22 protein-coding genes and 1 pseudogene are annotated in these 23,470 nt (G+C 63.2%); 17 read left to right on the forward strand and 6 right to left on the reverse strand.

All coding sequences use genetic code 11. The features are described 5' to 3' along the window. Positions 1–105: 105 nt before the first annotated feature. The 5 genes from P3T42_RS34540 to P3T42_RS34560 form a co-directional block, all read right to left on the reverse strand. Complete coding sequence (locus tag P3T42_RS34540) at positions 106–981, reverse strand: sugar phosphate isomerase/epimerase family protein (RefSeq protein WP_429308523.1); 876 nt, start codon at positions 979–981, stop codon at positions 106–108. Next, complete coding sequence (locus tag P3T42_RS34545; RefSeq protein WP_074296836.1) at positions 978–2,009, reverse strand: ABC transporter permease; 1,032 nt, start codon at positions 2,007–2,009, stop codon at positions 978–980. The genes P3T42_RS34540 and P3T42_RS34545 overlap by 4 nt, the downstream gene beginning before the upstream one ends. Beyond that, a complete protein-coding gene (locus P3T42_RS34550) occupies positions 2,006–3,019 on the reverse strand; it encodes an ABC transporter permease (RefSeq protein ID WP_429308524.1) in 1,014 nt (337 codons plus the stop codon). The genes P3T42_RS34545 and P3T42_RS34550 overlap by 4 nt, the downstream gene beginning before the upstream one ends. Next, complete coding sequence (locus tag P3T42_RS34555) at positions 3,012–4,583, reverse strand: sugar ABC transporter ATP-binding protein (RefSeq protein ID WP_074296838.1); 1,572 nt, start codon at positions 4,581–4,583, stop codon at positions 3,012–3,014. Before P3T42_RS34555 ends, P3T42_RS34550 begins: the two co-directional genes overlap by 8 nt. Before the next feature lie 131 nt (positions 4,584–4,714). Further along, positions 4,715–5,707 (reverse strand): substrate-binding domain-containing protein, encoded by a 993-nt coding sequence (locus P3T42_RS34560; protein ID WP_074296840.1) that lies wholly within the window; start codon positions 5,705–5,707, stop codon positions 4,715–4,717. A 116-nt stretch (positions 5,708–5,823) separates the two neighbouring features. Here P3T42_RS34560 and P3T42_RS34565 point away from each other — a divergent pair, with 116 nt between their 5' ends. From P3T42_RS34565 to P3T42_RS34610, 10 genes and pseudogenes are all read left to right on the forward strand, one after another. Continuing rightward, complete coding sequence (locus P3T42_RS34565) at positions 5,824–7,002, forward strand: LacI family DNA-binding transcriptional regulator (RefSeq protein ID WP_429308525.1); 1,179 nt, start codon at positions 5,824–5,826, stop codon at positions 7,000–7,002. A gap of 136 nt (positions 7,003–7,138) precedes the next feature. Then, a pseudogene (locus P3T42_RS34570) lies at positions 7,139–7,460 on the forward strand (helix-turn-helix domain-containing protein); the annotation flags it as partial. A gap of 47 nt (positions 7,461–7,507) precedes the next feature. Next, positions 7,508–9,883 carry a bifunctional salicylyl-CoA 5-hydroxylase/oxidoreductase gene (locus P3T42_RS34575; RefSeq protein WP_429308526.1) on the forward strand — a complete coding sequence of 792 codons (2,376 nt, stop codon included), beginning with the start codon at positions 7,508–7,510 and terminating at the stop codon, positions 9,881–9,883. After that, the gene (locus tag P3T42_RS34580; protein ID WP_429308527.1) at positions 9,880–10,671 is read left to right on the forward strand and encodes an SDR family NAD(P)-dependent oxidoreductase; all 792 of its coding nucleotides are present in this window, start codon (positions 9,880–9,882) and stop codon (positions 10,669–10,671) included. Before P3T42_RS34575 ends, P3T42_RS34580 begins: the two co-directional genes overlap by 4 nt. Then, complete coding sequence (locus P3T42_RS34585; protein ID WP_429308528.1) at positions 10,668–11,225, forward strand: MarR family winged helix-turn-helix transcriptional regulator; 558 nt, start codon at positions 10,668–10,670, stop codon at positions 11,223–11,225. Before P3T42_RS34580 ends, P3T42_RS34585 begins: the two co-directional genes overlap by 4 nt. A 26-nt stretch (positions 11,226–11,251) precedes the next feature. Continuing rightward, positions 11,252–12,103 carry an enoyl-CoA hydratase family protein gene (locus P3T42_RS34590; protein ID WP_429308529.1) on the forward strand — a complete coding sequence of 284 codons (852 nt, stop codon included), beginning with the start codon at positions 11,252–11,254 and terminating at the stop codon, positions 12,101–12,103. Between the two features lies 1 nt (position 12,104). After that, positions 12,105–13,313: an acyl-CoA dehydrogenase family protein gene (locus P3T42_RS34595; protein ID WP_429308530.1), complete on the forward strand. Its 1,209-nt coding sequence runs from the start codon at positions 12,105–12,107 to the stop codon at positions 13,311–13,313. Continuing rightward, positions 13,310–13,753 carry an acyl-CoA thioesterase gene (locus tag P3T42_RS34600; protein WP_074296859.1) on the forward strand — a complete coding sequence of 148 codons (444 nt, stop codon included), beginning with the start codon at positions 13,310–13,312 and terminating at the stop codon, positions 13,751–13,753. Before P3T42_RS34595 ends, P3T42_RS34600 begins: the two co-directional genes overlap by 4 nt. Further along, positions 13,750–14,154 (forward strand): RidA family protein, encoded by a 405-nt coding sequence (locus P3T42_RS34605; protein WP_074296861.1) that lies wholly within the window; start codon positions 13,750–13,752, stop codon positions 14,152–14,154. Before P3T42_RS34600 ends, P3T42_RS34605 begins: the two co-directional genes overlap by 4 nt. A gap of 17 nt (positions 14,155–14,171) precedes the next feature. Beyond that, on the forward strand, positions 14,172–15,809 hold the full coding sequence (locus P3T42_RS34610; protein WP_429308531.1) for an AMP-binding protein: 1,638 nt from the start codon (positions 14,172–14,174) through the stop codon (positions 15,807–15,809). Positions 15,810–15,859: 50 nt separating this feature from the next. Here P3T42_RS34610 and P3T42_RS34615 read toward each other — a convergent pair whose 3' ends face one another. Further along, the gene (locus P3T42_RS34615; protein WP_074296864.1) at positions 15,860–16,237 is read right to left on the reverse strand and encodes a lysozyme inhibitor LprI family protein; all 378 of its coding nucleotides are present in this window, start codon (positions 16,235–16,237) and stop codon (positions 15,860–15,862) included. A gap of 448 nt (positions 16,238–16,685) precedes the next feature. Here P3T42_RS34615 and P3T42_RS34620 point away from each other — a divergent pair, with 448 nt between their 5' ends. Genes P3T42_RS34620 through P3T42_RS34650 form a run of 7 tightly spaced genes read left to right on the forward strand, consistent with a single transcriptional unit; the run spans position 16,686 to position 23,469 of the window. After that, positions 16,686–17,774, forward strand: a complete 1,089-nt coding sequence (locus P3T42_RS34620; protein WP_429308532.1) for a fatty acid desaturase family protein — start codon at positions 16,686–16,688, stop codon at positions 17,772–17,774. Beyond that, the gene (locus P3T42_RS34625; RefSeq protein ID WP_429308533.1) at positions 17,771–18,784 is read left to right on the forward strand and encodes an NAD-dependent epimerase/dehydratase family protein; all 1,014 of its coding nucleotides are present in this window, start codon (positions 17,771–17,773) and stop codon (positions 18,782–18,784) included. The genes P3T42_RS34620 and P3T42_RS34625 overlap by 4 nt, the downstream gene beginning before the upstream one ends. Continuing rightward, positions 18,762–19,568 (forward strand): MBL fold metallo-hydrolase, encoded by an 807-nt coding sequence (locus tag P3T42_RS34630; RefSeq protein WP_429308534.1) that lies wholly within the window; start codon positions 18,762–18,764, stop codon positions 19,566–19,568. Before P3T42_RS34625 ends, P3T42_RS34630 begins: the two co-directional genes overlap by 23 nt. Next, positions 19,568–20,854, forward strand: coding sequence for a F390 synthetase-related protein (locus tag P3T42_RS34635; RefSeq protein ID WP_429308535.1), 1,287 nt, complete (start codon positions 19,568–19,570; stop codon positions 20,852–20,854). Before P3T42_RS34630 ends, P3T42_RS34635 begins: the two co-directional genes overlap by 1 nt. Beyond that, on the forward strand, positions 20,854–21,516 hold the full coding sequence (locus P3T42_RS34640; RefSeq protein ID WP_429308536.1) for a phosphatase PAP2 family protein: 663 nt from the start codon (positions 20,854–20,856) through the stop codon (positions 21,514–21,516). The genes P3T42_RS34635 and P3T42_RS34640 overlap by 1 nt, the downstream gene beginning before the upstream one ends. Further along, positions 21,513–22,637 (forward strand): sterol desaturase family protein, encoded by a 1,125-nt coding sequence (locus tag P3T42_RS34645; protein WP_429308537.1) that lies wholly within the window; start codon positions 21,513–21,515, stop codon positions 22,635–22,637. Before P3T42_RS34640 ends, P3T42_RS34645 begins: the two co-directional genes overlap by 4 nt. Then, the gene (locus P3T42_RS34650; protein WP_429308538.1) at positions 22,624–23,469 is read left to right on the forward strand and encodes a metal-dependent hydrolase; all 846 of its coding nucleotides are present in this window, start codon (positions 22,624–22,626) and stop codon (positions 23,467–23,469) included. Before P3T42_RS34645 ends, P3T42_RS34650 begins: the two co-directional genes overlap by 14 nt. The last annotated feature ends 1 nt before the right edge of the window (position 23,470 follow it).

Below are 23,470 nucleotides of genomic sequence, written 5' to 3' on the forward strand. Positions count from 1 at the left end.
CGCATGCCGCGCAATATGACAACAGGAAACCGTACGACGATACTTATCCATACGGCATCCTAATTGTATAGGCCGCTTCGGTTTACCGCATAGAGGCGCGCGCTCTCAGTGGTGAGCCTTCGCTTTGGCTGCAGCGTGAATGCCGTCGGCGATGAAACTCCGTGCATGCCTGGCCAGATCCATGCCGTCGTCCCACATATTTCTCCAGATGGCCAGCGCATTGGACAACTGCTCGTTCACCACCGCGGAAGAGAAGCTCTCGAACGTGACCACGCCCTTATAGTCGATCATCGCGAGCGCATGGAAAAACTGCGCGAAGTCGATGGTGCCGGAACCCAGATAACCCCGGTTGCTTTCGCCGATATGCACATAGCCGAGCCGCTTGCCGCACTCCAGCACCGGTTGCATGAAGTCGGCTTCCTCGATGTTCATGTGATAGGTATCGAGGTGGACCACCACATTGGGCGCATCGACGTCGTCCAGCATCTTGAGCGCCTGCGATGCCGTGTTGAGCAGGTTGCTCTCGTAGCGATTCACCACTTCAAGCCCAAGGGTCACGTTTTTCTTCAGCGCGAAATCCGCAATCCGCTTGAGCGAGTCGACCGCGTTGCGGCGTCCCTGTGGCGTAATCGGCGCGGAATATTTGCCCATCGCGCCATAGAGGATACCGCCGAAGTAATTGCCGCCGAGTTCCGCCGTCACGCTGATGCCTTCTTCCAGCATCGCCACGCCGCGCGCAACCGAAGCCGAGTCGTCGCTGGACACGTCCGCGTCGAAGGTCAGGCCGCGCGAACAGCCAATTTGCAGGCCGTGCTCCTGCAGCAGGTCGCGCGTGAGCGCCAGGTCCATCACCTTCGGCCCATGCAACGACAGTTCAACGAGGTCGAAGCCTGCAGCCTTGGTCTGGCTGATCACTTTGCGGGTCGACTCCGGCGTCAGATCGCCCGCCCATACCAATGCGTGAACACCAAGCGTATTCATTGTGTAACCCCTCCCGATGCGGTCACGCGTCTGCGGACCAAGGACTGAAAGAAACCGTTTGCCCACGCCCAACGCAGGAGCATCACGGCAAGCAAAAACACACCCCACAACGCGGTGGCAAGATGTTGGTTCGCGCCCAGCAGGTTGAGGCCGGAGGCAATCACCTGCAGGATGACCAGCGCAATCACCACGGGCACGACGCGTCCGAACCCGCCGAACGGATCGACGCGGCCGAGGAAACATGCGAGTACCGAAATCAGCAGGAACGCCTCGCCGTGACCGACGCGCACCGAGTTGAAACTGGCGAGCATCACGATGCCCGCGACGCCGCACATCAAACCCGACAGCATGTAGATACGGGTAACCGCACGCGTGGTGGCGATGCCCGAGTAGCGGGTCGCCTCGAGATTCGAGCCGATCATGCGCGTGGCAAAGCCAAGCCGCGAGCGCGTCATGACGACGTGCCACACGGCTGCGCAACCGGCGAAGATCCACAGCGGCACGGGCACGCCTAGCAGCAAACCGTTGCCCATCACCAGAACCGCAGGCGGGAAGCCGGAGATATCGCCACCGTGCGTCATGAATTCGCCGAGGCCGCGCAGGAAAATCATCATCGACAAGGAGACGAGGATGGGACTAGCGCCGGTACGCGCGATGATGGCGCCCATCACCCAGCCGGATGCCGCGCCCGTCGCCAGGGCCGCGGCGATGCCGAGGATGATCACGCCCGCGCCGGCATCGGCGCCACCGTGCGCGTGCAGCACCCAGGCCATGGCCAATCCGGAGATATTGGCGGTGAAGGTCACGGCCAGGTTGAAGCCGCCGGAGATCAGCGGCATCAGCATCGCCAGCGTGAAAAGGCCTAGTTCGGGCAACTGAAACGCCACCGAGACAAACGTGTCCGCAGAAAAGAACCGGTCGGACGCGAAGCTCATGGCTACAACCACCACCGCGAGGAAGCCGAGCAGGCCGACGACATCAGCGGGCACGAACGCTATAGCGGACCGTTGCGACGAAGAAGTTTTCATGAGAAGGCCTTGACACGTTGCGACGCGAAGCGCGATCCGACGAGCTTGGCGAAGCCGCCGCTCGACAAGGTAATCGCAATCAGAATGACCGCGCCGATGATCATCTTGAACGCGTAAGGAGAGATGCCCAGCAGGTTGAGTCCGTTCGCGGTGATGGCGGTCAGCAGAATGCCGAGAATCGCGCCAAGGATCGTGCCGCGCCCGCCACCCAGGCGCGCACCGCCGAGCACCACCGCGGCGAGCACGTCCAGTTCGCGGCCATACAGCGCGTTGGGCACCACCTCCTGTACGTAGTGCGCCTGCATCAGCCCGGCGATCCCGGCCATCATCCCGAGCCAGCCAAAGGCGATGTAGTGCATGGCGCCGATGTTGATGCCGACGCGCCGCGCCGCTTCCGGGTTGTCGCCCATCGCATAGAGCTGCCTGCCGGTGGTCGTACGCCGCAGCAGGAACCAGGTGGCCACGACCGTCGCGAACATCACGGCAACCGGCAGCGCGAGGTCGGCAACGCCGCTCGACGTCTTCAACGTGATCAACGACACGCGGTTCATCCACCAGTCCGGCAGGTCGTAGATGGAGACGCCGCCCGTCAGAAACATCAGGCCGCCGAAGAACACGTTGAAGGTCGCGATGGTCACCACGATGGAGACGATGCGGAACCGGTAGATAAACGTGGCATTGAGGGCGCCCAGCAGAAAGCCGAACGCGGCCGACGCCAGGAAGCCCAGCGCCCAGTTGCCGCCGCCAAGCCGCATGACCGTCAACGCGGTCAGGTACTGGACGACGGACGCGCCCACCGCGAACGAGATGTCGATCCCGCCGGCGATCAGCACAACGAGCAAGCCGACGGCAAAGATGATGTTGACCGAGCTCTGGTTAAGCAGGTCGAACAGATTGGGCAGCGTGAGGAAGGTCGATGTGGTCAAGCTAAGGCCGATCACCATGACTGCGATGACGAGGATCAGCAGGGCCTCGATCGAACCGATGCCGAGTTTGCGCAGATCAGGCATGGACGTCTCGCTCGATTTGGTCAATGGATGTGGCGCCCGGCACGTACTCCCTCACGACGCGGCCATTGCGCATGTGCAGAATACGGTCGGCGTTGAAATAGACTTCCGGGATCTCGTCGGAGATCAGCAGGATGGCCATGCCCTGTGCAGCCAGCTTGTGGATGATGGCGAAGATGCCGGCGCGTGCGCCGACGTCCACTCCTACCGTGGGTGAATCCAGAATCAGCAGCTTTGGGTTGGTGGCCAGCCACTTGGCCAGCACGATGCGTTGTTGATTCCCGCCTGAGAGCGTCGAGACCGCGTCTTCCGGTTTGCCGATCTTCACTGCCAGTTGCTCGATCCAGTCGGTGATCAGGCTGTCACGCTTCTTGAGACTGATCAGACGCGTGGCGTCGAGCAGATCGTCGAGCACTGCGGCGACGGTGTTGTCGCCAATCGATTGCGGCTGCACGAGGCCAAGCTGAAGCCGGTCTTCGGATACGTAGGCGATACCCGCGCGGATCGCGTCGCGGTTCGAGCCCAGCGAGAGTTTCTTGCCGTCGAGGCTGATCGAGCCTGCGCCCGGCCGCGTCATTCCGAACAGCGACAACGCGAGTTCCGTCCGCCCCGCGCCGAGGCGGCCCGTGACGCCGAGAATCTCGCCTTTCCTGACAGCAAACGAGACCGCGTCATATTCGCCCCGTCGTGTCAGGTCCGCTACCTGCAGAACAACAGGCGCGGCGGACAGGTCAGTCGTGCGTACGGCGTAGTCGAAGGTACGACCGGTCATCAATTCCGTGAGGCGGGTTTGCGTCATGCCGGCTGTGGGGAAGGTGCCGACGTATTGGCCGTCGCGCAACACGGTCACGCGCGTGCAGACGTCCAGCACTTCGGCTAGCCGGTGGCTGACGAACACCACAGCGATTCCGTCAGCCGAGAGGCGGCGCACGATCTTCAGCAACGCCTCGGTCTCGGCGTGACTGAGCGACGCGGTGGGTTCATCCATGAAGACCAGCCGCGCATCGGCAACGAGTGCGCGCGCGATGGCGACGATCTGACGCTGTGCGATGGACAGCGAGCGCACCGAACGGCCCAGATCGATCGACACGCCCAGCCGTTCAAGGATACGGCGCGCCGCCACTTTCATCTGACGGTAGTTGACGAGGCGCGGACGAGGTCCGAGGTTCTGTTCGAACGCGATGTTCTCGGCGACGGTCATCTCGGGAAACAGCGCGAGATCCTGCCAGATCACCTGAATGCCGAGCTCCCGCGCCTTTGCCGGATCCAGTCCTTCGATCGACTGACCGTCCATCAGCATGACCGCATCCGGCTCCGGTTGATAAACACCGCTGATGACCTTGATCAGCGTGCTCTTGCCGCAGCCGTTTTCGCCTGCGAGGCACAGCACCTCGCCGGGCATGACGTCGAACTTGATGGACTGGAGCGCTTTCACCCCACCGAATATCTTGGAGATGTTGTCGAGCTTGAGCAGCTCAGTGCGCTGCGTGTCGACCACGGCAACGCTTGCTGCGCCCGCGTGTCTCCGCTCAGGCGCGGGATGATCCTGTGAAGCCGCTGAAATCATGGGACATGCTCCAATGCGGCTGATGGGCGACCTGACGCGTCGTCCGGTTCATCAGCCGGGTGAAGGGCAGACCGGCCGCCCCTCACGCATTGCTTTTTAAGGCTACAACTCAGGTTGCAACTGCGGCTGCTTCAGAGACCTAACTTCGCTAGATCGTCAACGGTATTGGCGTTGAGATCCACCAACTGGTCGACGATCAGGTCGTGACCCTGCGGATGCACGACGCCCAGACCCGGAATGTTGGTGCCGTCCTTGACCGGCTCACCCTTCGCGACCATCGTGCCCAGCGTGACGAACACTTCGCCGGCCTGCTCGGGATTCCACATATAGCCGCCGGTCAGGATGCCGTCGTGCACGAGACGCTTGCCCTGTCCAGGCGAGAACGGTCCGAGCACCACCACCTGGCCTTTCTTATGCGTTTCGTCGACGGCGCGCGCCGCGCCAATCGGCCCCTGGCTGCCGAACGCGAGAATGCCCTTCAGATCCGGATGCGCCCGCATCAGATCGAGCGCAGTCTTGCGCGAGGCGTCGACGTCTTCAGCCACGCCGTAGCGGTCGCCGACCAGCTTCATGTCCGGATCGTTGGCCTTCAGATAAGCAATCGCGGCGTCGGCCCATGCGTTATGCAAAGGCACGGTGAGCGAGCCGACGAAGACCGCATACTCGCCCTTGCCGCCCATCGCGGTAGCGAGGCGCTTGCCGTAGGCTTCGCCGAAGCCCTTGACCGAGGCCAGTTCGAAGTCCCAATCCGCATTCTGCTGGTTCGGCGACTCGTGAGTGATGACCTTGATGCCGGCCGCCCGCGCCCGCTGCAGGACCGGCTCCAGGACCTTGGCATCGTTCGGCACCACGCCGATGACGTCCACGTGCTGCGCAATCAGATCCTCGATCGCGCGGACCTGCAGCGCCGGGTCCGCGCTGGTCGGGCCGACCATGAAGGCTTTCACGCCGAGCTGATCCGCCCGTTTCTTGATCCCCGCCTCCATGGCGTTGAACCATGGGATACCGCCAATCTTCACGACGATGCCGATGACTGGCTTGTCGGGCGACGCCGAAGCCAGGCTTGTCGCGAGTGCAAACGCGGCGATGCCTGCGCACAGTGTGCGCACGAAGTTCTTTGACATGTCTCCTCCGTTGGACTCCGGCAGCTTCGCCAAACGCCCAGATGAGTAATGGGAAATGAGCCGGTTGCCGAACCTAAACTTATTTAGCTGAATCCATTCAGCAACTCGGTGGACAAATGCTGAATGGATTCAGCTTTAGGGTCAATCGAGTAGATACCCTAATATGGCTTCCCGTGGCAGAAGGTCTACCGTCTGCAGAACGTGAACGATGGTGCTTTTGGAGTAAAAGGCAGATGGCCCGCAGCAGCTCAGGACGCAAGTCCACAATTTATGACATCGCCAAAGCGACGGGCTCTTCGACGTCGGCGGTGAGCATGGTGCTGAACGGCACCTGGGCTCGCTACCGTATCAAGGAAGACACCGCCAAGCGGATCCTCGCAAGCGCGGAGCAGCTTGGCTACAACGTGAACATGAAGGCCCGCGGACTGCGGCTGTCGCGCTCGGGGCTGGCCGGCATGATCCTGCCGCACTATCGCAACCGGTTCTTTGCGGGGCTGGCCGAGAACTTCGAGGAGCATGCGAGGAGCCGGGGCCTGTGCCCGATCGTCGTCAGTACTCAACGCGATCCGGCGGTGGAGCTGAGCGTGACGGAGACGCTCATCTCGCAGCAGGTGGAGTTGCTGTTCATTGCCGGCGTGCGCAACCCCACGCCGCTTGACGACCTGTGCTCGGCGGCGGGTATTCCGTGCATCAATGTCGACTTGCCTGGCCCGGGCGCACCGTCGGTCGTCTCGGACAATCGCGGCGGCGCGCGCGCGCTGGCCGATGCGTTGATGGACAAGATGGTCGCGCGCGGCAACGCTCCCGGCGAGTTGCTGTTTCTTGGCGGCGTCACGGATGAATACGCGACGGACATGCGCATTGCCGGCTACCGCGATGCCTTTGAGGCTCGAGGGATCAGTCCCGCGGCGGATGCTGTGGAGTGCTTTGGATACGACGCGTCATCTTCGCGGCGCGCCCTGGCTCGCCGTTACGACACGCTCGGCAGGCTCCCCGCTGGCCTGCTGATGAATTCGATTACCGCGTTTGAAGGCCTGGTTCAGTTCGCGTCCAGATTGCCGCAGGATGCCTGGCAGTCCACGGTAGTGGGGTGTTTTGACTGGGATCCGTTTGCGGTGCATCTGCCGTTTGAAGTGACCATGATGCGGCAGGACGTGCAGAAGATTATTCTCGAAGCGTTCGCGCTCGCGGACAGCCATGATGCTAGCGCCCGGCCGGTTGTGGTGGTGCCGACGGGGTTTGGCGAAATGCTCGACGAAGATGAGCCGGGTAGCAAGAGTGGGTACGTTGGCTGAGGGACAGACACCGCGTTAAAGCGCTGCGTCGCGCGCAACACGGGTTTGCCGACGTGTTCGAGATAGTCATAGACCGAGTCACCCATAGCGGTCATATCCGGCAACCGCAATCAGTCTTCAGCAGGTCTGAAGCGTAATCGGCCAACCTCTCAGTCTCAGCGAACTTGCGCAACGACTCGAGATGTCGGTGCGCCAGCTTGAGCGATTGTTCGGCAGCGAAGTGGGCGATGCACCGCTATCGTATGGCCGACAACTCCGTATTCGAACAGCAGCATGGCTTCTGACCAGTTCGGATAGGACGGTGACCGATATCGCGTCCTCCTGTGGATTCTCAGATGCATCGCATTTCGGACGAGAATTCCGGAAAGCGTTTTGGGGACTCTCCCAACGCCTACAGGCTGCGAGGCCCGCATACGGTGCCAGAACTCACCTCCCCCCATCATTTACTTGACATCTAAAATATCGAGGACTAAATTACATTCGAGAATCCAACCGGAGCACGAGCATGCGCATCGTCTGTATCGGAGGAGGCCCGGCCGGCCTGTACTTTGGGCTGTTGATGAAGGGCCGCAACCCGCAGCATGAAGTCACGGTGATCGAGCGGAACCGGCCCTACGACACGTTCGGCTGGGGTGTGGTGTTCTCCGACCAGACGCTCGGCAACCTGCGCGCGGCCGACGCCCCAAGCGCCGACGCGATTCTCGACGCCTTCAACCACTGGGACGACATCGAGATCAACTTCCGCGGCCAGCAGGTCCGCTCGTCGGGTCACGGCTTCTGCGGCATCGGCCGCAAGCGCCTGCTGAACATCCTGCAGGCGCGTTGCGAGGAACTCGGCGTCAAGCTGGTCTTCGAAACCCAGGTGACGGACGACACCGCTTACGAAGCCGACCTGATCGTCGCCTGCGACGGCGCCAACAGCGCGATTCGTCAGAAGTATGCGGCGACCTACCAGCCGGATATCGACATGCGCGATTGCCGCTTCGTCTGGCTCGGTACGAAAAAGCTCTTCGACGCGTTCACCTTCGCCTTCGAAGAAACCGAATGGGGCTGGTTCCAGGCCCACGCCTACCGGTTCGACGACCAGACCTCCACCTTCATCGTCGAAACGCCGGAGCGCGTCTGGCGCGCCGCTGGTCTCGACGAAATGAGCAAGGAAGACAGCATCGCCTTCTGCGAGAAGCTGTTTGCGAAGTATCTGGACGGCCACCCCTTGCTCTCGAACGCCGCGCATTTGCGCGGCTCGTCGCAATGGATCCGCTTCCCGCGCGTGGTCAATCAAGAATGGGTGCATTGGCGCAGCAACGCCAACGGCGCGCAGCCCACGCCTATCGTGCTGATGGGCGACGCCGCGCACACGGCCCACTTCTCGATCGGCTCGGGCACCAAGCTCGCGCTTGAAGATTCGATCGAACTTGCCAACAGCATCGGCGAACATCCGGGCGATCTCGCCGCCGCGCTCCAGCATTACACCGAAGTGCGCAGCGTCGGCGTGCTGCGCATCCAGAACGCCGCACGCAATTCGACGGAGTGGTTCGAGCATGTCGACCGCTATACGTCGTTCGAGCCGGAACAGTTCGCCTATTCGCTGCTGACGCGTTCGCAACGCATCTCGCACGAAAATCTGCGGGAGCGCGATGCCCACTACCTGTCGGCATTCGAAGACTGGCTCGCAACACGCTCGGGCATCGAACGCGCGCCGGCCAAACATTCCGTGCCGCCGATGTTCACGCCCTTCACGCTGCGCGGCGTCACGCTCAAGAACCGCGTGGTCGTGTCGCCGATGGCGCAATACTCCGCCGTCGACGGCGTAGCGGGCGACTATCACCTGATGCATCTCGGCGCACGCGCCATGGGCGGCGCCGCCCTGGTGATGACCGAGATGACCTGCGTATCGCCGGAAGCCCGCATCACCCCCGGCTGCCCCGGCATGTACGCACCGGCGCATCTTGCCGCGTGGAAGCGCATCGTCGATTTCGTGCACGCGCAATCGGACGCGAAGATCGGCATGCAGCTCGGACACGCCGGCGCCAAAGCATCCACACGCGTGAGTTGGGAAGGCATTGATCAACCGCTGCCGGAAGGCAACTGGCCGCTAGTGTCGGCCTCGCCGCAGCAGTATCTGCATGGCGTCAGTCAATGGTCGCGTGAAGCGAGCCGCGAAGATCTGCGCGAAATCGAAGCGCAATTCGTCCGCTCGGTGGAGATGGCTGTTGAGGCCGGCTTCGACTGGCTCGAACTGCACTGCGCCCACGGTTATTTCCTCTCGAGTTTCCTCTCGCCGCTCACCAATCATCGCAGCGACGAATACGGCGGCTCGCTGCAAAACCGGTTGCGCTATCCGCTGCAAATCTTCGCGGCGATCCGCAAGGTCTGGCCCGCGGACAAGCCCATCTCGGTGCGCATCTCCGCGCACGACTGGGTGGACGGCGGCACCACGCCGGACGACGCAGTAGAAATTGCGCGCGCCTTCAAGGCAGCAGGCGCCGACATGATCGACGTCTCGTCGGGCCAGGTCAGCAAGGCCGAAAAGCCGGTCTACGGCCGCATGTTCCAGACGCCGTTCGCCGACCGCATTCGCAACGAAGCCGGTATTGCGACGATCGCCGTCGGCGCGATCTCCGAAGCCGATCACGTGAACAGCATCATCGCCGCCGGCCGCGCGGATCTCTGCGCGGTGGCGCGGCCGCATCTGGCCAATCCGTCGTGGACGCTCAACGAAGCCGCGAAGATCGGCTACTTCGATGTGATGTGGCCAAAGCAATACGCGGCGGCGAAATCGCAACTGGAACGCAACCTCGAACGCGAACGCGCGCAGGTCGCAGCGAACGCGGGGCTCTCGCCGCAAGAACGCGCACAACGCGCAGAAGGAACCGTGTGAACACAGAGACCTCCGGGCTGGCCGGGAAACATGCCGTCGTCACCGGTGGCGGCAGTGGGATCGGCGCGGCCACCGCCGAAGCGCTGGTGCGTGCCGGCGCACGCGTCACGTTGATGGGTCGCGACGCGGCACGTCTTGCTGCGCAGCGCGATGCGTTAAACGCGCTAAGCCTTTCAGGCACAGCAGGCGACATCGCCTGCATCGCTGTAGACGTCACACAGGAGGCTGCCGTGGTCGCTGCCTTCGAACAGGCTGGTCCGGTAGACATCCTGATCAATAACGCCGGCCAGGCGCAAGCGGCCCCGTTCGCGCAGACCGATATCGCCCTCTGGCAACGCATGCTCGACGTCAACCTGACCGGCGTGTTTCTATGCACGCGCGCCGTGCTGCCTGGCATGCTCGAACGCGGTTACGGTCGCATCGTCAACGTCGCGAGCACCGCGGGGCAGACAGGTTATGCCTACGTCGCAGCATATTGCGCGGCCAAACACGGCGTGATCGGCCTGACCCGTGCGCTTGCGCTCGAAGTCGCGACCAAAGGCGTGACCGTCAACGCAGTCTGTCCCGGCTACACCGAGACCGAACTGCTGCGCGCCTCGCTCGACCAGATCACCAGCAAAACCTCGCGCAGCGAAGAGGAAGCACGCCGCATCCTGCTGCGCAACAACCCGCAACAGCGTTTTGTCACGCCGGAAGAAGTCGCCAATGCCGCGCTGTGGCTGTGCATGCCCGGCTCTGCCGCGATCACCGGCCAATCCATTTCCGTCTCCGGGGGAGAAGTCACATGACTCGTGCAACCAGCGCTAAAAAACCCGCCTCAACAGAAGCGAAAGCGCCGCGCAAAGGCGTCGCCAAACCGGCCGAGAACGTGGTCGACATGGAAATGAGCACCGGCGCCGACAGCCATATGGGCCTGCGTCTATGGCTGCGCATGCTCACCACCACCAACCTCGTGCAAGCCGAATTGCGCAAGCGGTTGCGCAACGAATTCGACACGACGCTGCCGCGCTTCGACCTGATGGCTCAGCTCGAACGCCATCCCGAGGGGCTCAAGATGACCGAGCTCTCGCGCCGTCTGATGGTGACGGGCGGCAACGTAACCGGCATTACCGATCAGCTCGAAAAGGAAGGCCTCGTCGTGCGCGATGCGGATCCGAACGATCGCCGCTCGATCAGCGTGCGTCTGACAACCGACGGCCGCGCGCAGTTCGACCGGATGGCGGTAGCGCACGAACAGTGGGTCGTCGAAATGTTCGGCGGCCTGAGCCTCGACGAGAAGTCGCGCACGCATCAGCGTCTGGGCAAGCTCAAGAAACATCTGCTCGACAACCTCAAGGGTTGAGCGGCACCGAACTGGAGGAGATATCCATGACACCATCCCACGTCGACGCCCTGCTGGCCGGCAATCGCGTCACGCTAGCGGGCTATGAGGCGAAGCACTTCGGCTGGTCGGTCAGCGCCAAGGTCGCGACCGTCACGCTGAATCGCCCCGAACGCAAGAACCCGCTGACCTTCGAATCGTATGCCGAGTTGCGCGACCTGTTTCGACAGCTTGCGTACGCAACCGATGTGAAAGCCGTGGTGATCCACGGTGCCGGCGGCAACTTCTGCTCGGGCGGCGACGTCCACGACATCATCGCGCCGCTGATCGACCTGCCGATGCCCGAATTGCTGCTGTTCACCCGCATGACCGGCGATCTGGTGAAGGCCATGCGGCATTGCCCGCAGCCGGTGATTGCCGCCGTCGATGGGGTCTGCGCAGGCGCAGGCGCCATTCTGGCGATGGCGTCCGACCTGCGCCTGGGCACCGCGCGCAGCAAGCTCGCGTTCCTGTTCTCGCGCGTCGGCCTGGCCGGTTGCGACATGGGCGCGTGCTCGATCCTGCCGCGCATCATCGGCCAGGGACGCGCGTCCGAACTGCTCTTCACCGGCCGCTCGGCGAGCGGCGAAGAGGGCTACGCCTGGGGCTTCTATAACCGTCTGTGCGAGCCCGATGCCGTGCTCGACGAAGCCACCAGGCTGGCCGCCGAACTCGTCGCCGGACCGACCTTCGCACACGGCATCACGAAGAAGATGCTGCACCAGGAATGGAGCATGAGCATCGACGAAGCCATCGAATCCGAGGCGCAAGCGCAGGCCATCTGCATGAGCACGCACGATTTCGAACGCGCGTATCGCGCGTTTGCGGCGAAAACGCGTCCGGTGTTCGAAGGAGACTGACGTGAGCGCTTCCGGCAAGATCGATCTTCATAGCGCACTGGCGTGGCCGTTCTTCGAAGACCGCCATCGCGAACTCGCGGCAGGCGTCGAAGCCTGGTGCGGCACGCATCTGGCTGACGCGAGCCACGGCGAGGACGTCGATGCCACCTGCCGCCATCTGGTGCGCGAACTCGGCGCAGCGGGTTGGCTGAAATACGGCGTCGGCGGCACCGCGTACGGCGGGCACGGCGACACCATCGATACGCGCGCCGTCTGCCTGCTGCGCGAAACGCTCGCGAAACACTCGGGCCTCGCCGACTTTGCGCTCGCCATGCAGGGGCTCGGCTCCGGCGCCATCTCGCTGGGCGGCACGCACGAACAGAAGCACCGCTACCTGCCGCGTGTGGCGAACGGCACGGTCATTGCGGCCTTCGCGCTATCCGAACCGGAAGCAGGCTCGGACGTTGCGGCCATGGCACTCTCTGCCCGCGCCGACGGCGACGCCTATGTCCTCGACGGCGACAAGACGTGGATCTCCAACGGCGGCATCGCCGACTTCTACGTGGTGTTCGCCAGAACCGGCGAAGCACCCGGCGCGCGTGGCATCAGCGCGTTCATCGTCGACGCCGATACGCCGGGCCTTGAAATCGCCGAGCGCATCGACGTCATCGCACCGCATCCGCTCGCGCGCCTGCATTTTGCCGGCGCACGCGTGCCGCGCAGCCAGATGCTCGGTGCCCCCGGCGAAGGCTTCAAACTGGCCATGCGCACGCTCGATATTTTTCGCACCTCGGTAGCGGCGGCATCGCTCGGTTTTGCGCGGCATGCCATGGCAGAGGGCCTTAAACGTGCCGCATCGCGCAAGATGTTCGGCCAGACGCTGGGCGATTTTCAGTTGACCCAGGCAAAGCTCGCGCAGATGGCGCTCACCATCGACAGCAGCGCCCTGCTCGTCTATCGCGCAGCCTGGTTGCGCGATCAGGGCGAGAACGTCACGCGCGAAGCCGCGATGGCGAAGTGGCATGCCAGCGAAGGCGCGCAGCAAGTGATCGATGCAGCCGTTCAGCTTTGGGGCGGCATGGGCGTGCAAAGCGGCACGGCCGTCGAAATGCTCTACCGCGAGATTCGCGCGCTGCGCATCTACGAAGGTGCAACCGAAGTGCAGCAACTGATCGTAGGCCGTGATCTGTTGAAGGCCCACGCCGCCGCGCAACAGGACAGCACGTCATGAGCGCGACGTTCGACATGCCGGTGCGCATCCGCTTCGCGCATTGCGACCCGGCCGGCATCGTGTTCTTTCCGCAGTACCTGGTGCTGACCAACGCGCTGGTCGAAGACTGGTTCACCGAGTGCCTGCACGTCGACTACGCGCACATGATCGGCGAACGCCGTATCGGCTTGCCGATCGTCAAGCTCGACTGCGAGTTTTCGCGGCCAAGCCGCATGGGCGAAACCCTCACGCTCACGCTGAGCGTGAACGCAATCGGCCGGCGTTCGATTCGCCTCGGCATCGTCGGTCATTGCCAGAACGAAGTGCGCTTCCGTGCGCATCAGGTGCTGGTGACGACGTCGCTCGAAACCGGCCAGTCCATCGATATTCCCGACGACATCGCGAGCGCCCTCGCGCGCTTCGCCCCACCGCCTGCCCTCACCGACGAGCCACGCTCATGAAAAAACCTCTCCTCCCTGCCGGCTGGGTCAAGCCGCGCGGCTATGCGAACGGCGTTGCGGCCGTCGGCACCCAGGTGTTCATCGCCGGCCAGATCGGCTGGGACGCCGAGGCGCGCTTCCAGTCGAGCGACTTCGCCGCCCAGGCGATTCAGGCCTTGCAGAACATCGTCGCGGTTCTGCATGAAGCCGGCGGCAAACCGGCCCACCTCGTGCGTTTGACCTGGTATGTGACGGATAAGCGCGAATACCTCGCCGCGCTCAAGGACATCGGCCGCGCGTTTCGCGAACTGATCGGCGACTACGACATTGCGATGAGCGCGGTTCAAGTGGTCGCGCTGATCGAAGACGAGGCCAAGGTCGAAATCGAGGCCACTGCAGTGATCCCCCACGAAGCCCACTAACCGTTCGGGAGAGCGTCATGGAACCGTCTGCGCACGTCGACACCTTCGCCCGCGACCATCTGCCGCCGCAAGATCAATGGCCGGTGTTTCTGCTCGACAATCCCGACATCGCCTATCCGGCGCGCTTTAACTGCGCGACCGAGTTACTGGACCGGACCATCGAGGCGGGGCACCGCGACCGCCCGGCCATCTGGTCCGAGGTGAACGGCGAAGCCCGCGCCACCACGTATGGCGAGTTACTTGCGTTGGTGAATCGCAGCGCGCATGTGCTGGTCGATGAGTTGGGTCTAAAGCCCGGCAACCGCGTGTTGCTGCGTGGGCCGAATACCTTGCAGATGGCGGTGGCCGCGCTGGCCGCGCTGAAAGCGGGGCTCGTGCTGGTGCCGACGATGCCCCTGCTGCGCGCAAAGGAACTCAAGCAGATCATCGACAAGGCGCAGATCGGCGCCGCCCTCTGCGACGCACGCCTGACCGACGAACTCGCCCGCTGCCGCGATCCGCAGGACGAATATTTTTGCGCGGGGCTGCAACAGACCTGCCTGTTCCATGACGACGGCGCGGACGCTCTCGAAACCCTCGCCACCAGCAAACCCGACCACTTCACCGCCTGCGATACCGCCGCCGACGACGTCTGCCTGATCGCCTTCACCAGCGGCACAACCGGCTTGCCGAAGGGCTGCATGCATTTTCATCGCGACGTGCTGATGATGTGCGACCTGTTCCCGCGGCATGTACTCAAACCCAGCGCCAGCGATGTGTTCTGCGGCACGCCACCACTCGCGTTCACTTTCGGCCTCGGCGGCGTCTTGTGCTTTCCGCTGCGGGTGGGCGCCTCCACCGTGCTGATCGAGCGGCTCACGCCCGAGAGCTTGCTGCAGACGGTGGAGCGCTTTCACGCCACCATCATGTTCACCGCGCCCACCTTCTACCGGCAGATGGCGCCGCTCGTGCCGCGCTTCGATATTTCGAGCCTGCGGAAGACCGTTTCGGCCGGCGAAGCGCTGCCCGATTCGACGCGGCATCTGTGGCGCGAAGCGAGCGGCATCGAGATGATCGACGGTATCGGCGGGACCGAGCTGATCCATATTTTCATTTCGGCGGCGGGCGCGGATATCCGGCCGCATGCCATCGGCCGCGCGGTGCCGGGTTATATCGTGCAGGCCGTCGACGACGCCATGCAGCCGGTGCCGCCCGGCACCATCGGCAAGCTCGCCGTGCGCGGGCCGACCGGTTGCCGCTATCTGGCTGACGACCGCCAGACGAAGTTCGTGCGCGACGGCTGGAACCTGCCCGGCGACTCCGTCTATCTCGACGAGGACGGTTACGTGTTCTACCAGGCACGCGCCGACGACATGATCGTCTCCGCGGGCTATAACATCTCCGGCCCGGAAGTGGAAAGCGTGCTGCTGCAGCACGATGCGGTAGCGGAATGCGGCGTAGTGGGTGCGCCTGACGAAACGCGTGGCCAGGTCGTCAAGGCGTTTATCGTCCTTAATCCGGGCTTCACGGCTGACGACAGCATGGTCGCGCAGTTGCAGGAGTTCGTGAAGAACAACGTGGCGCCGTACAAATACCCACGTCTGATCACCTTCGTCGACGCGTTGCCGCGCACCGAAACCGGCAAGCTCAAGCGGTTTGCGTTACGGAGCCTGTAGCGTCGGGAGAAACGTCGCGGCGATTTGAACACCGCCGCGACGCGCAAAACTCAGTCGCCGAGCTTCGCATCAACGCAGCCGGTGCTGCTGCATTCGCGCTCACGCTCGCGCAGGAATGCAACGCGCTGCTGCGTCATGTCGGTCGCGCATTCCAGATTGACGTAATAGCCGTCCTCTTTTTCAAAACTGCATTTCGCATCGCGCTGACTGAGCCATGCGAGTTGCCCGTGCTTGAGCGTCGCCTGCTCGGCCGGTTGCAATGCCTTCTTCACACGGTCATATTCCTGATTCAGATCGCGATCGAGCTGGGAGAACTCGGTGCTCGCGCAATAAACCTGGTCAAACGCATTACGGGGCTTGCCGCAACCGGCCGCATAAGCCGTCATCGAAAACGCAGCCAGCAGTAAAGGTAAGGCGATTTTTTTCATGCTAAATGCATCCTTTCAAGTGAAGAGAAGTTTTACTATCGAAAAGCGTCATGCAGACACAGGCGGTTTTACGGCTTTCGGCGGACATCCATTCCAAACGCAATCCCGGCCGCAATCGCCAAAAATCGTCTATGCATCAGGCGGTGCGCGACAGAACGCCCAGCCCTGCTGGCCAGTTTGTGAGCACGAAAGGTAAACGCTTTTCCGCTTTATGTGAACCCGCCACAAACCGTAAAATCGGATTTTGTCACCGCCTGACAGTTTTTAAGACGAACTTCAAAACAACTTATTTACTGATGCATGGCACGTGTGATAGAACCACTGTCGCCAATGATTGTGACGACTGCAACCTCCGGCGCCGTACATGGGATGCTTAAACCCGGCGTTACCCTTTTCATTCGGGACACACCATTGATTCGCGTCCGTTTGCCGAACCAGGCCTGACTCCATGCGCCCGCACTATTTACCGTCCAGCCATTCGCCTTTCTCGACCGAGCTTCGCCGGGAAGTCGCCGCGTATCTCGCGAGCAGGCAGGACCACCGGTTCGGCAATGCGGCGACCTGGCTGAAGGCGGGGAGCCTGCTGGCGATCGCCTGTGTGCTGTTTGTGCTGTGCTTCCGTGCCCACGGCCCCGCAACGTTCTTCGCGTCCTACGTCGGCATGTTTCTCGCGGCCGTGATGCTGTCGGTCAATTCCATGCATGACGCATCGCACGGCGCCCTGTCGAAGTCCAAATGGCTGAACACGTTCGTCATGCGCGCGGTCACGCTGCCACTCGGCATCGAGCCGGCCTACTGGCAAGCACGGCATGTCCGGTATCACCATGTCTATCCGAACATCGAGCATCACGACCTCGATACCGAGGCCAACGTGTTTCTGCGGCAAACGCCGTTTCAGGCATGGCACCCGCATTTCCGCTTTCAGCATCTGTACTGGCCGGCAATCGCCGCGCTCTCGCTGCCCTATATCAACTGGATCTACGACTGGTCGGACCGCCTCGGCACCACACCGCTGGCGCAGGACGGACTGCTGCCCGGCGCGCGCGGCTGGGCGCTGTTCATCGCGTCGAAGCTGGTTCACTTTGGCGTGTTCCTGGTGTTGCCGCTCGTGCTGCTCGGTCCCACGGTCGGCTACGGGACGGTCTTCGCCGCGTATCTGGCGGGTCAAATGCTCGCCTCATCCATCCTGTTGATGCTGATCCTCGGCACGCATTGGGCCGAGACGGAGTTTTATCTGCTGCCCGCCGACGGCCGCTTGCCGCACACGCGCGACGAGCACGCCTTCCTGACCTGCTGCGACTGGATCACGCGCCCCACTTTCATCGGCGCCTGGCTGGGCGGTCTCAATCACCATCTCACGCATCATCTGTTTCCGGGGCATGGGCACCGGCACTATCGTGCGATTGCGTCGATCGTCGAGCGCCTGGCGCGGCAACACGGTCTGCCCTATCGGGCGATCGGTTACGCTGAACTGCTTTCGAGCCAGCAGCGTTTCCTGAGAAAGATGGGGCAGGCGCCCCGGAGTCTGTCGGCATGACCACCCTCGTCACCGGCGCCACTAGCGGGCTGGGCCGCAACGCCGCCGCGTTTCTTGCGCAGCAGCGCCGCAGCGTACGCACCACCGGCCGTAATCGCGCGGCCGGCGAGGCGCTGCAGGCGCTCGGCATGGCGTTCGTGCCGCTCGACCTCGCCGGCGCCACCAGCGCCGATCTGGAGTCTCTGCTGCAAGGTGTCGATACGGTGTGGCATTGCGCGGCGCTGTCGTCGCCATGGGGCGCATGGTCCGACTTTCACGCAGCCAATGTGCTCGCCACCTCGCGCCTCGCGCATGCCGCAGTCGCGAACGGGGTGCGCCGCTTCATCCATATCTCGACTCCCGCGCTCTATTTCGATTTCAACCACCGGCTCGATATCGAAGAAACGTTTCGCCCGGCCAGCTATGTGAACCACTACGCGAGCACCAAGGCGCAGGCCGAGGACGTCATCCGCGCGGTCGCCGCCACGCATCCGGATACCACCTTCGTGATGCTGCGGCCGCGCGCCATTTTCGGTCCGCACGACCGGGTACTGCTGCCGCGCATCCTGCGGCTGTTGCGCGAGCGCGGCGGTCGCTTGCCGCTGCCGCGCGCAGGCACGGCCAAGGTCGATCTGACCTATGTGGGCAACGTGATCCATGCGATGCAACTGGCCACCACCAGCCCCGATGTGCGCTCCGGCGAAGCCTTCAACATCACCGGTAACGAGCCCACTTGCCTGCGCGACGTACTCGACGTCCTGCTGACGCGGCTCGGCATCGCCTACCGGATCAAGGACGTGCCGTATCCCGTCCTCGACCTCGCCGCCCGCGCGATGCAGCGCTGGGCCGCGATCAGCGGACGCGAACCGCTGCTGACGCGCTATAGCGTCGGCGCATTGAGTTTCGACATGACGCTCAGCACGCGCAAAGCGCAGCAGGTGCTCGGCTATCAACCGCGCTGGACGCTGCAGCAGAGCATCGAAGAGACCGTCAACTGGATCAGGGCACATGGCGACGATTACGGTCTTTGAAGCCGGCTACTGCACGCACATGGCGTGCATGGCGCTAAAGGGCGCGGGTTTCGCGAGCTGCCGGTTTCCGGCGCGGGCGTATCTGATCGAAACGTCCCGCGGACGCTGGCTGTGGGATACCGGGTATGCGCAGCACTTCCACGACCATACGAAGAGCGGCCTCTTCTCTCTATACCGGCGCGTGACGCCGGTTTACTTCGACGCGAAAGAGGCCGTGGTCAGTCAGCTAAAAGCGCGCGGCATGCAGCCGCACGATCTCACCGCCGTGATCCTGTCGCACTTCCATGGCGACCATATTGCCGGCTTGCGCGATCTGCAAGGCGTACCCACTTACCTCTCGGGCGCCGGTTGGGAAGCGACGCGTGGTCTGCGCGGCATCGGCGCATTGCGCAAGGGTTTCGTACCGGGCCTGATTCCACCGGACTTCGAGTCGTCCACTGTGTTTGTCGAAAGCTTCGAGCGGGTTGCCCTGCCTTCCGAGCTTGAACCGTTCCGCCAGGGCTTCGGGCTGCCAGGCGCGTGCACGGAAGTGATTCTGGTCGAATTGCCTGGACACGCCGCCGGTCATCTCGGCGCCTTCGTCAGTACCGCTGACGGTTGGGTACTGCTCGCATCCGATGCGGCCTGGTCGCCGAAAAGCTATCAGCAACTGGTGGGACCGTCCGTCATCGCACACGCCATCATGGACAGTCCCGCCGAATACCATCAAACCTTGCGCGACCTGAATGCGCTGCATACGCGCGGCGAAGTGAAGATCTGCCTCACGCACGAAGGGGCGTTGTAATGCGCCTTGCAGAGACGCTCTGGTCGTATTGGCAGACACGCCGCTTGCGCTTCGCGACCCGCGAGGCGCTCGAACAACATCAGCAGCGCAGGCTAAAGCAGTTTATCCGCCGGCACCTGACGCGCAGTCCGTGGTTCGCACCGCATCTGTCGCAACCGCTGCAAACGTGGCCGTTAATGAACAAGGCGGTCATGATGGAGCATTTCGACCGCATCAATACGGCCGGACTCAAGCTCGACGAAGTGCTCGCCTGTGCGATGCAGGCCGAACACTCGCGCGACTTCGAGGCTACCGTGAACGGCTATAGCGTGGGCCTGTCTTCGGGCACCTCCGGTTCGCGCGGTGTGTTCGTCGTGAGTCCGGCCGAGCAGGCGAAGTGGGCGGGTGTCCTGCTCGCCAAACTCCTGCCGCGCGGACTCTTTCACGGCGAGCGGGTCGCGCTGTTTCTGCGCGCCAACAACAACCTGTATTCGTCGGTGCGCAATCCGTGGCTTTCGTTTGAGTTCTTCGACCTGTTCGAGCCGTTCGACGCGCATTTCGAGCGCCTGAACCGCTACGATCCGACCATCGTCGTGGGTCCGGCACAGGTACTGCGCAGTCTGGCGCTGGCTAGAACCGCAGGATACCTGACGATCAAACCGCACAAGGTCATCTCCGGCGCCGAAGTGCTGGACCCGCTCGATAAGGTACTGATCGGCGCCTCGCTCGGGACAGTCGGCGAGGTCTATCAGGCCACGGAGGGCTTTCTCGCGGCCACCTGCGAATACGGCACGCTGCACCTGAACGAAGCGCATATCCACGTCGAACCTCAATGGCTCGACGGCGAACGCTTTGTGCCGGTCATCACGGATTTCACTCGCGTGACGCAACCCATTGTGCGTTACCGTTTAGACGACATCCTCTTGCGGCGTTCGACGCCTTGCCCCTGCCATAGCCATGAGATGGCACTGGAGCGGATCGAAGGACGCTGCGACGACCTGCTGCGCCTGCCCGGCGCAAACGGCGCGCCGGTGGAGGTGTTCGCCGACGGCCTGTCCCGAGCCATTGCGCAAACGCTGCCGCGCACGGCGGACTATCGGCTGGTTCAAACCGGGCCGGCGTCGCTCGCACTTTACGTCGACGCGCCAGGTGCGCCGCTCACGCAATATGAGGCCGATCTGAGCGCCTATCTGCAACGCCTGGGCGTGGCGACTGCAAGCCTGGAATGGGACCTGCACGCCGCCTTGCCGCCCACCGATTTCAGCGCCAAACGCCGGCGCATCACCCGGCTTCGGGAGGCACACTGATGCCTGTACTCGCGCGCTTGCGCTTCATGTTGCTGGGGTGGGGGGCGGTGGGCGTGGCCTACACGACCGGCCGCGTGCTCTCCGGTACGCCGATCCTGCTGCCCGAAACCGCACTCGACCGCCTGATTCCATTCAATCCGGCGGGCGTGTGGCTCTATCTGTCGTTTTTCCTGCTAGTGCCGCTCGCCTTCCTGACCACGGATGCGGCCCGCGTGCCTCGCCTCGCCCGTGCAATGCAACTGTGTGCGGTGGTATCCGCGGTGATCTTCGTGCTGTGGCCCACTACGCTCCATTACCCGCCGATCCCGTCCGGCGCCGCAGGGGCATCGTTGCTTGACGGGCTGATCGCCTCGGATTCCGCGCAGAACTGTTTTCCGTCGCTGCATGGCGCGCTGACCTTGCTGTGCGTCGCCGCCCTCTGCAGCCGGCGCAGGCCGGTTGCAAGCGTGCTGGCGGTGCTGTGGGGCTTCGGGATCGGCTGGTCGGTCATCCAGACGCGCCGCCATCTGGCGATCGACCTCGGCGCAGGCATGCTGCTCGGCTGCGCCAGCGGCTGGCTGGTCGCCCATCTGAGCCGCCTGCGCGATCGGCGAGCGACATCCCCGGCTGCGTCCTCGAATGCCAAAGCCGCGTTCGAAACAGAACTGGAAAGCGAATCATGAATGCAATGGCCCTCCCCCTGCTGATCACGCTCGCTTGCGTGCTACTGGAGCTGGGGTACTCGCGTGTCCGGCGCGGCCTGGCGATTCCGTGGCGGGACGTGATCCTGAATCTGGATTCCGGGCATATCCTGATGTGGTTCTTCCGGGGCATCGAAGTCGCGGTCTTTGCGTGGATCCTGGCGCACGTCAACCTGCATTGGCTCGATCGCTGGCATCCCGCCGCCGTGTGGATCTTCGCGATCCTCGCGTGGGATCTCGGGTTCTACTGGATGCATCGCCTGCATCATTCGTTCGGGGTGCTATGGAGCGTTCATGTGGTCCACCACGAGGGCGAGCACTTCAATCTCTCGCTCGGCATCCGCAACTCCTGGTATTCGTCGCTGACCACGCTGCCGTTTACGACGATACCGCTCGCTTTGGCCGGCGTGCCGCTGGACATCTTCATTGCCGTGTCGACGCTTCACTACACCGTGCAGTTCTATAACCACAACGGTATCGTCGGCCGCTCCGGACTGCTGGACCGGTTTCTGGTCACCCCCGCGAATCACCGGGTTCACCATGGGCACAACGCCGAGTATCGCGACCGCAATTTCGGCGGCACCTTCCTCATCTGGGACAAGCTGTTCGGCACGTTTCAGCGCGAACTGCCTGGCGTGCCGATCCAGTACGGCATCGCTACGCCCACACATTCGACCAATCCATTCTGGGCGAACACGGTGCCGCTGCTGCGCTATGCGGGCTTACGCGTGCCGCGGCTCACCGGCGTGCGCCGCCTTACCGTGCCCGACACGGTGATCGCAAGCGGCGGCGTGATCCTGTTCGGCGTCGTCACCTACTACGTGCATCGCAACGGCACCTGGCCGGAATTTGGGCAGCCCACCTTCTTCGCCCTGATCTTCGCCGCAACGCTTGCATTGGGTGGCATGTCGGATGGCCGCCTCTGGGGTGTGGCGAGCTGGGTTGTCATCGCCGCGCTCTCGCTCGCCATCATGCCGCTGTATTTCGGCCTGCGCGATCCTCTCGGGCTGAGTTTGCTAGGCGCGCTGCTCGTGCACAGCATCGTGGCCGCTATCGTCACGCTGCGTGTGCAGGAAAAAGCGTCGAGCTATGTCCAAACCTGATATTCGCCGCCGCGACCTCGATTTCAACATGAAGGACGTCATTCCCGTTCACTGGCTGGACGGCGAGTGCCACATCACGCGCCATTACGACGCCATGTCGATCATGTTCCCGGAAGGGGAACGCGCGTTCATCGAGAGCGTGTCCCTGTATCGCGACCAGATCGCGCCTGGGACGCCGCTCGCCGAGGACGTCGCCGGGTTTGTCGGCCAGGAAGCGATCCATCGACGCGAACATCAACGCTATAACGCGAGGCTCGCGGCGCAGGGCGCGCCGGTTGCCGCGCTCGAGCGCCAGGTTGCCGGACAACAGGAGTTTGCGCGCCGCTATCTGCCGGATAGCGTGCGGCTCGCCATCACGGTGTGTCTCGAACACTTCACCGCCATGCTCGCCGACCAGATGCTCCGGCAGCGTGCCTGCATGAAGGGCGCGGATCCGCGCATGCGCCGCATCTGGGGGTGGCACGCGGTGGAAGAAACCGAACACAAAGGCGTCGCGTTCGATGTCTTCGCGCACGTCATCCGCCATCCGGTGAAGCGCTACGCATTGCGTTGCGCGGCCATGCTGTGGGTCACAGCCATCTTTACGCTGCTGGCCTGGGGTTTTACGTTCAGCCTCGTCAAACACGATCGCCGCCTCACGGACTGGCGCGGCTGGGGACGCTTGCTGCGCTATCACTTCGTCTCGCCTGGCGCGCTCGTGCGCATCGTGCCGCACTGGCTCGCCTGGTTCTCGCCGGGTTTTCACCCATGGCAACACGACAACCGCGAGCTCGTGCGCGAGGCTTACCGGGAATATGACGTGCCGTGGGACGAAGGCCGCGCGAGGCTGTAGA

The organism is Paraburkholderia sp. GAS38, assembly GCF_050434965.1.
Taxonomy (GTDB): Bacteria; Pseudomonadota; Gammaproteobacteria; order Burkholderiales; family Burkholderiaceae; genus Paraburkholderia; species Paraburkholderia phenazinium_A.

Coding starts and splice junctions, on each gene's coding strand:
- P3T42_RS34615 (WP_074296864.1), bottom strand. CDS start 16,237: ATGAAAAAAATCGCCTTACCTTTACTGCTGGCTGCGTTTTCGATGACG.
- P3T42_RS34555 (WP_074296838.1), bottom strand. CDS start 4,583: ATGATTTCAGCGGCTTCACAGGATCATCCCGCGCCTGAGCGGAGACAC.
- P3T42_RS34600 (WP_074296859.1), top strand. CDS start 13,310: ATGAGCGCGACGTTCGACATGCCGGTGCGCATCCGCTTCGCGCATTGC.
- P3T42_RS34550 (WP_429308524.1), bottom strand. CDS start 3,019: ATGCCTGATCTGCGCAAACTCGGCATCGGTTCGATCGAGGCCCTGCTG.
- P3T42_RS34575 (WP_429308526.1), top strand. CDS start 7,508: ATGCGCATCGTCTGTATCGGAGGAGGCCCGGCCGGCCTGTACTTTGGG.
- P3T42_RS34560 (WP_074296840.1), bottom strand. CDS start 5,707: ATGTCAAAGAACTTCGTGCGCACACTGTGCGCAGGCATCGCCGCGTTT.
- P3T42_RS34650 (WP_429308538.1), top strand. CDS start 22,624: ATGTCCAAACCTGATATTCGCCGCCGCGACCTCGATTTCAACATGAAG.
- P3T42_RS34605 (WP_074296861.1), top strand. CDS start 13,750: ATGAAAAAACCTCTCCTCCCTGCCGGCTGGGTCAAGCCGCGCGGCTAT.
- P3T42_RS34645 (WP_429308537.1), top strand. CDS start 21,513: ATGAATGCAATGGCCCTCCCCCTGCTGATCACGCTCGCTTGCGTGCTA.
- P3T42_RS34565 (WP_429308525.1), top strand. CDS start 5,824: ATGCTGAATGGATTCAGCTTTAGGGTCAATCGAGTAGATACCCTAATA.
- P3T42_RS34545 (WP_074296836.1), bottom strand. CDS start 2,009: ATGAAAACTTCTTCGTCGCAACGGTCCGCTATAGCGTTCGTGCCCGCT.
- P3T42_RS34585 (WP_429308528.1), top strand. CDS start 10,668: ATGACTCGTGCAACCAGCGCTAAAAAACCCGCCTCAACAGAAGCGAAA.
- P3T42_RS34625 (WP_429308533.1), top strand. CDS start 17,771: ATGACCACCCTCGTCACCGGCGCCACTAGCGGGCTGGGCCGCAACGCC.
- P3T42_RS34620 (WP_429308532.1), top strand. CDS start 16,686: ATGCGCCCGCACTATTTACCGTCCAGCCATTCGCCTTTCTCGACCGAG.
- P3T42_RS34540 (WP_429308523.1), bottom strand. CDS start 981: ATGAATACGCTTGGTGTTCACGCATTGGTATGGGCGGGCGATCTGACG.
- P3T42_RS34590 (WP_429308529.1), top strand. CDS start 11,252: ATGACACCATCCCACGTCGACGCCCTGCTGGCCGGCAATCGCGTCACG.
- P3T42_RS34635 (WP_429308535.1), top strand. CDS start 19,568: ATGCGCCTTGCAGAGACGCTCTGGTCGTATTGGCAGACACGCCGCTTG.
- P3T42_RS34610 (WP_429308531.1), top strand. CDS start 14,172: ATGGAACCGTCTGCGCACGTCGACACCTTCGCCCGCGACCATCTGCCG.
- P3T42_RS34630 (WP_429308534.1), top strand. CDS start 18,762: ATGGCGACGATTACGGTCTTTGAAGCCGGCTACTGCACGCACATGGCG.
- P3T42_RS34640 (WP_429308536.1), top strand. CDS start 20,854: ATGCCTGTACTCGCGCGCTTGCGCTTCATGTTGCTGGGGTGGGGGGCG.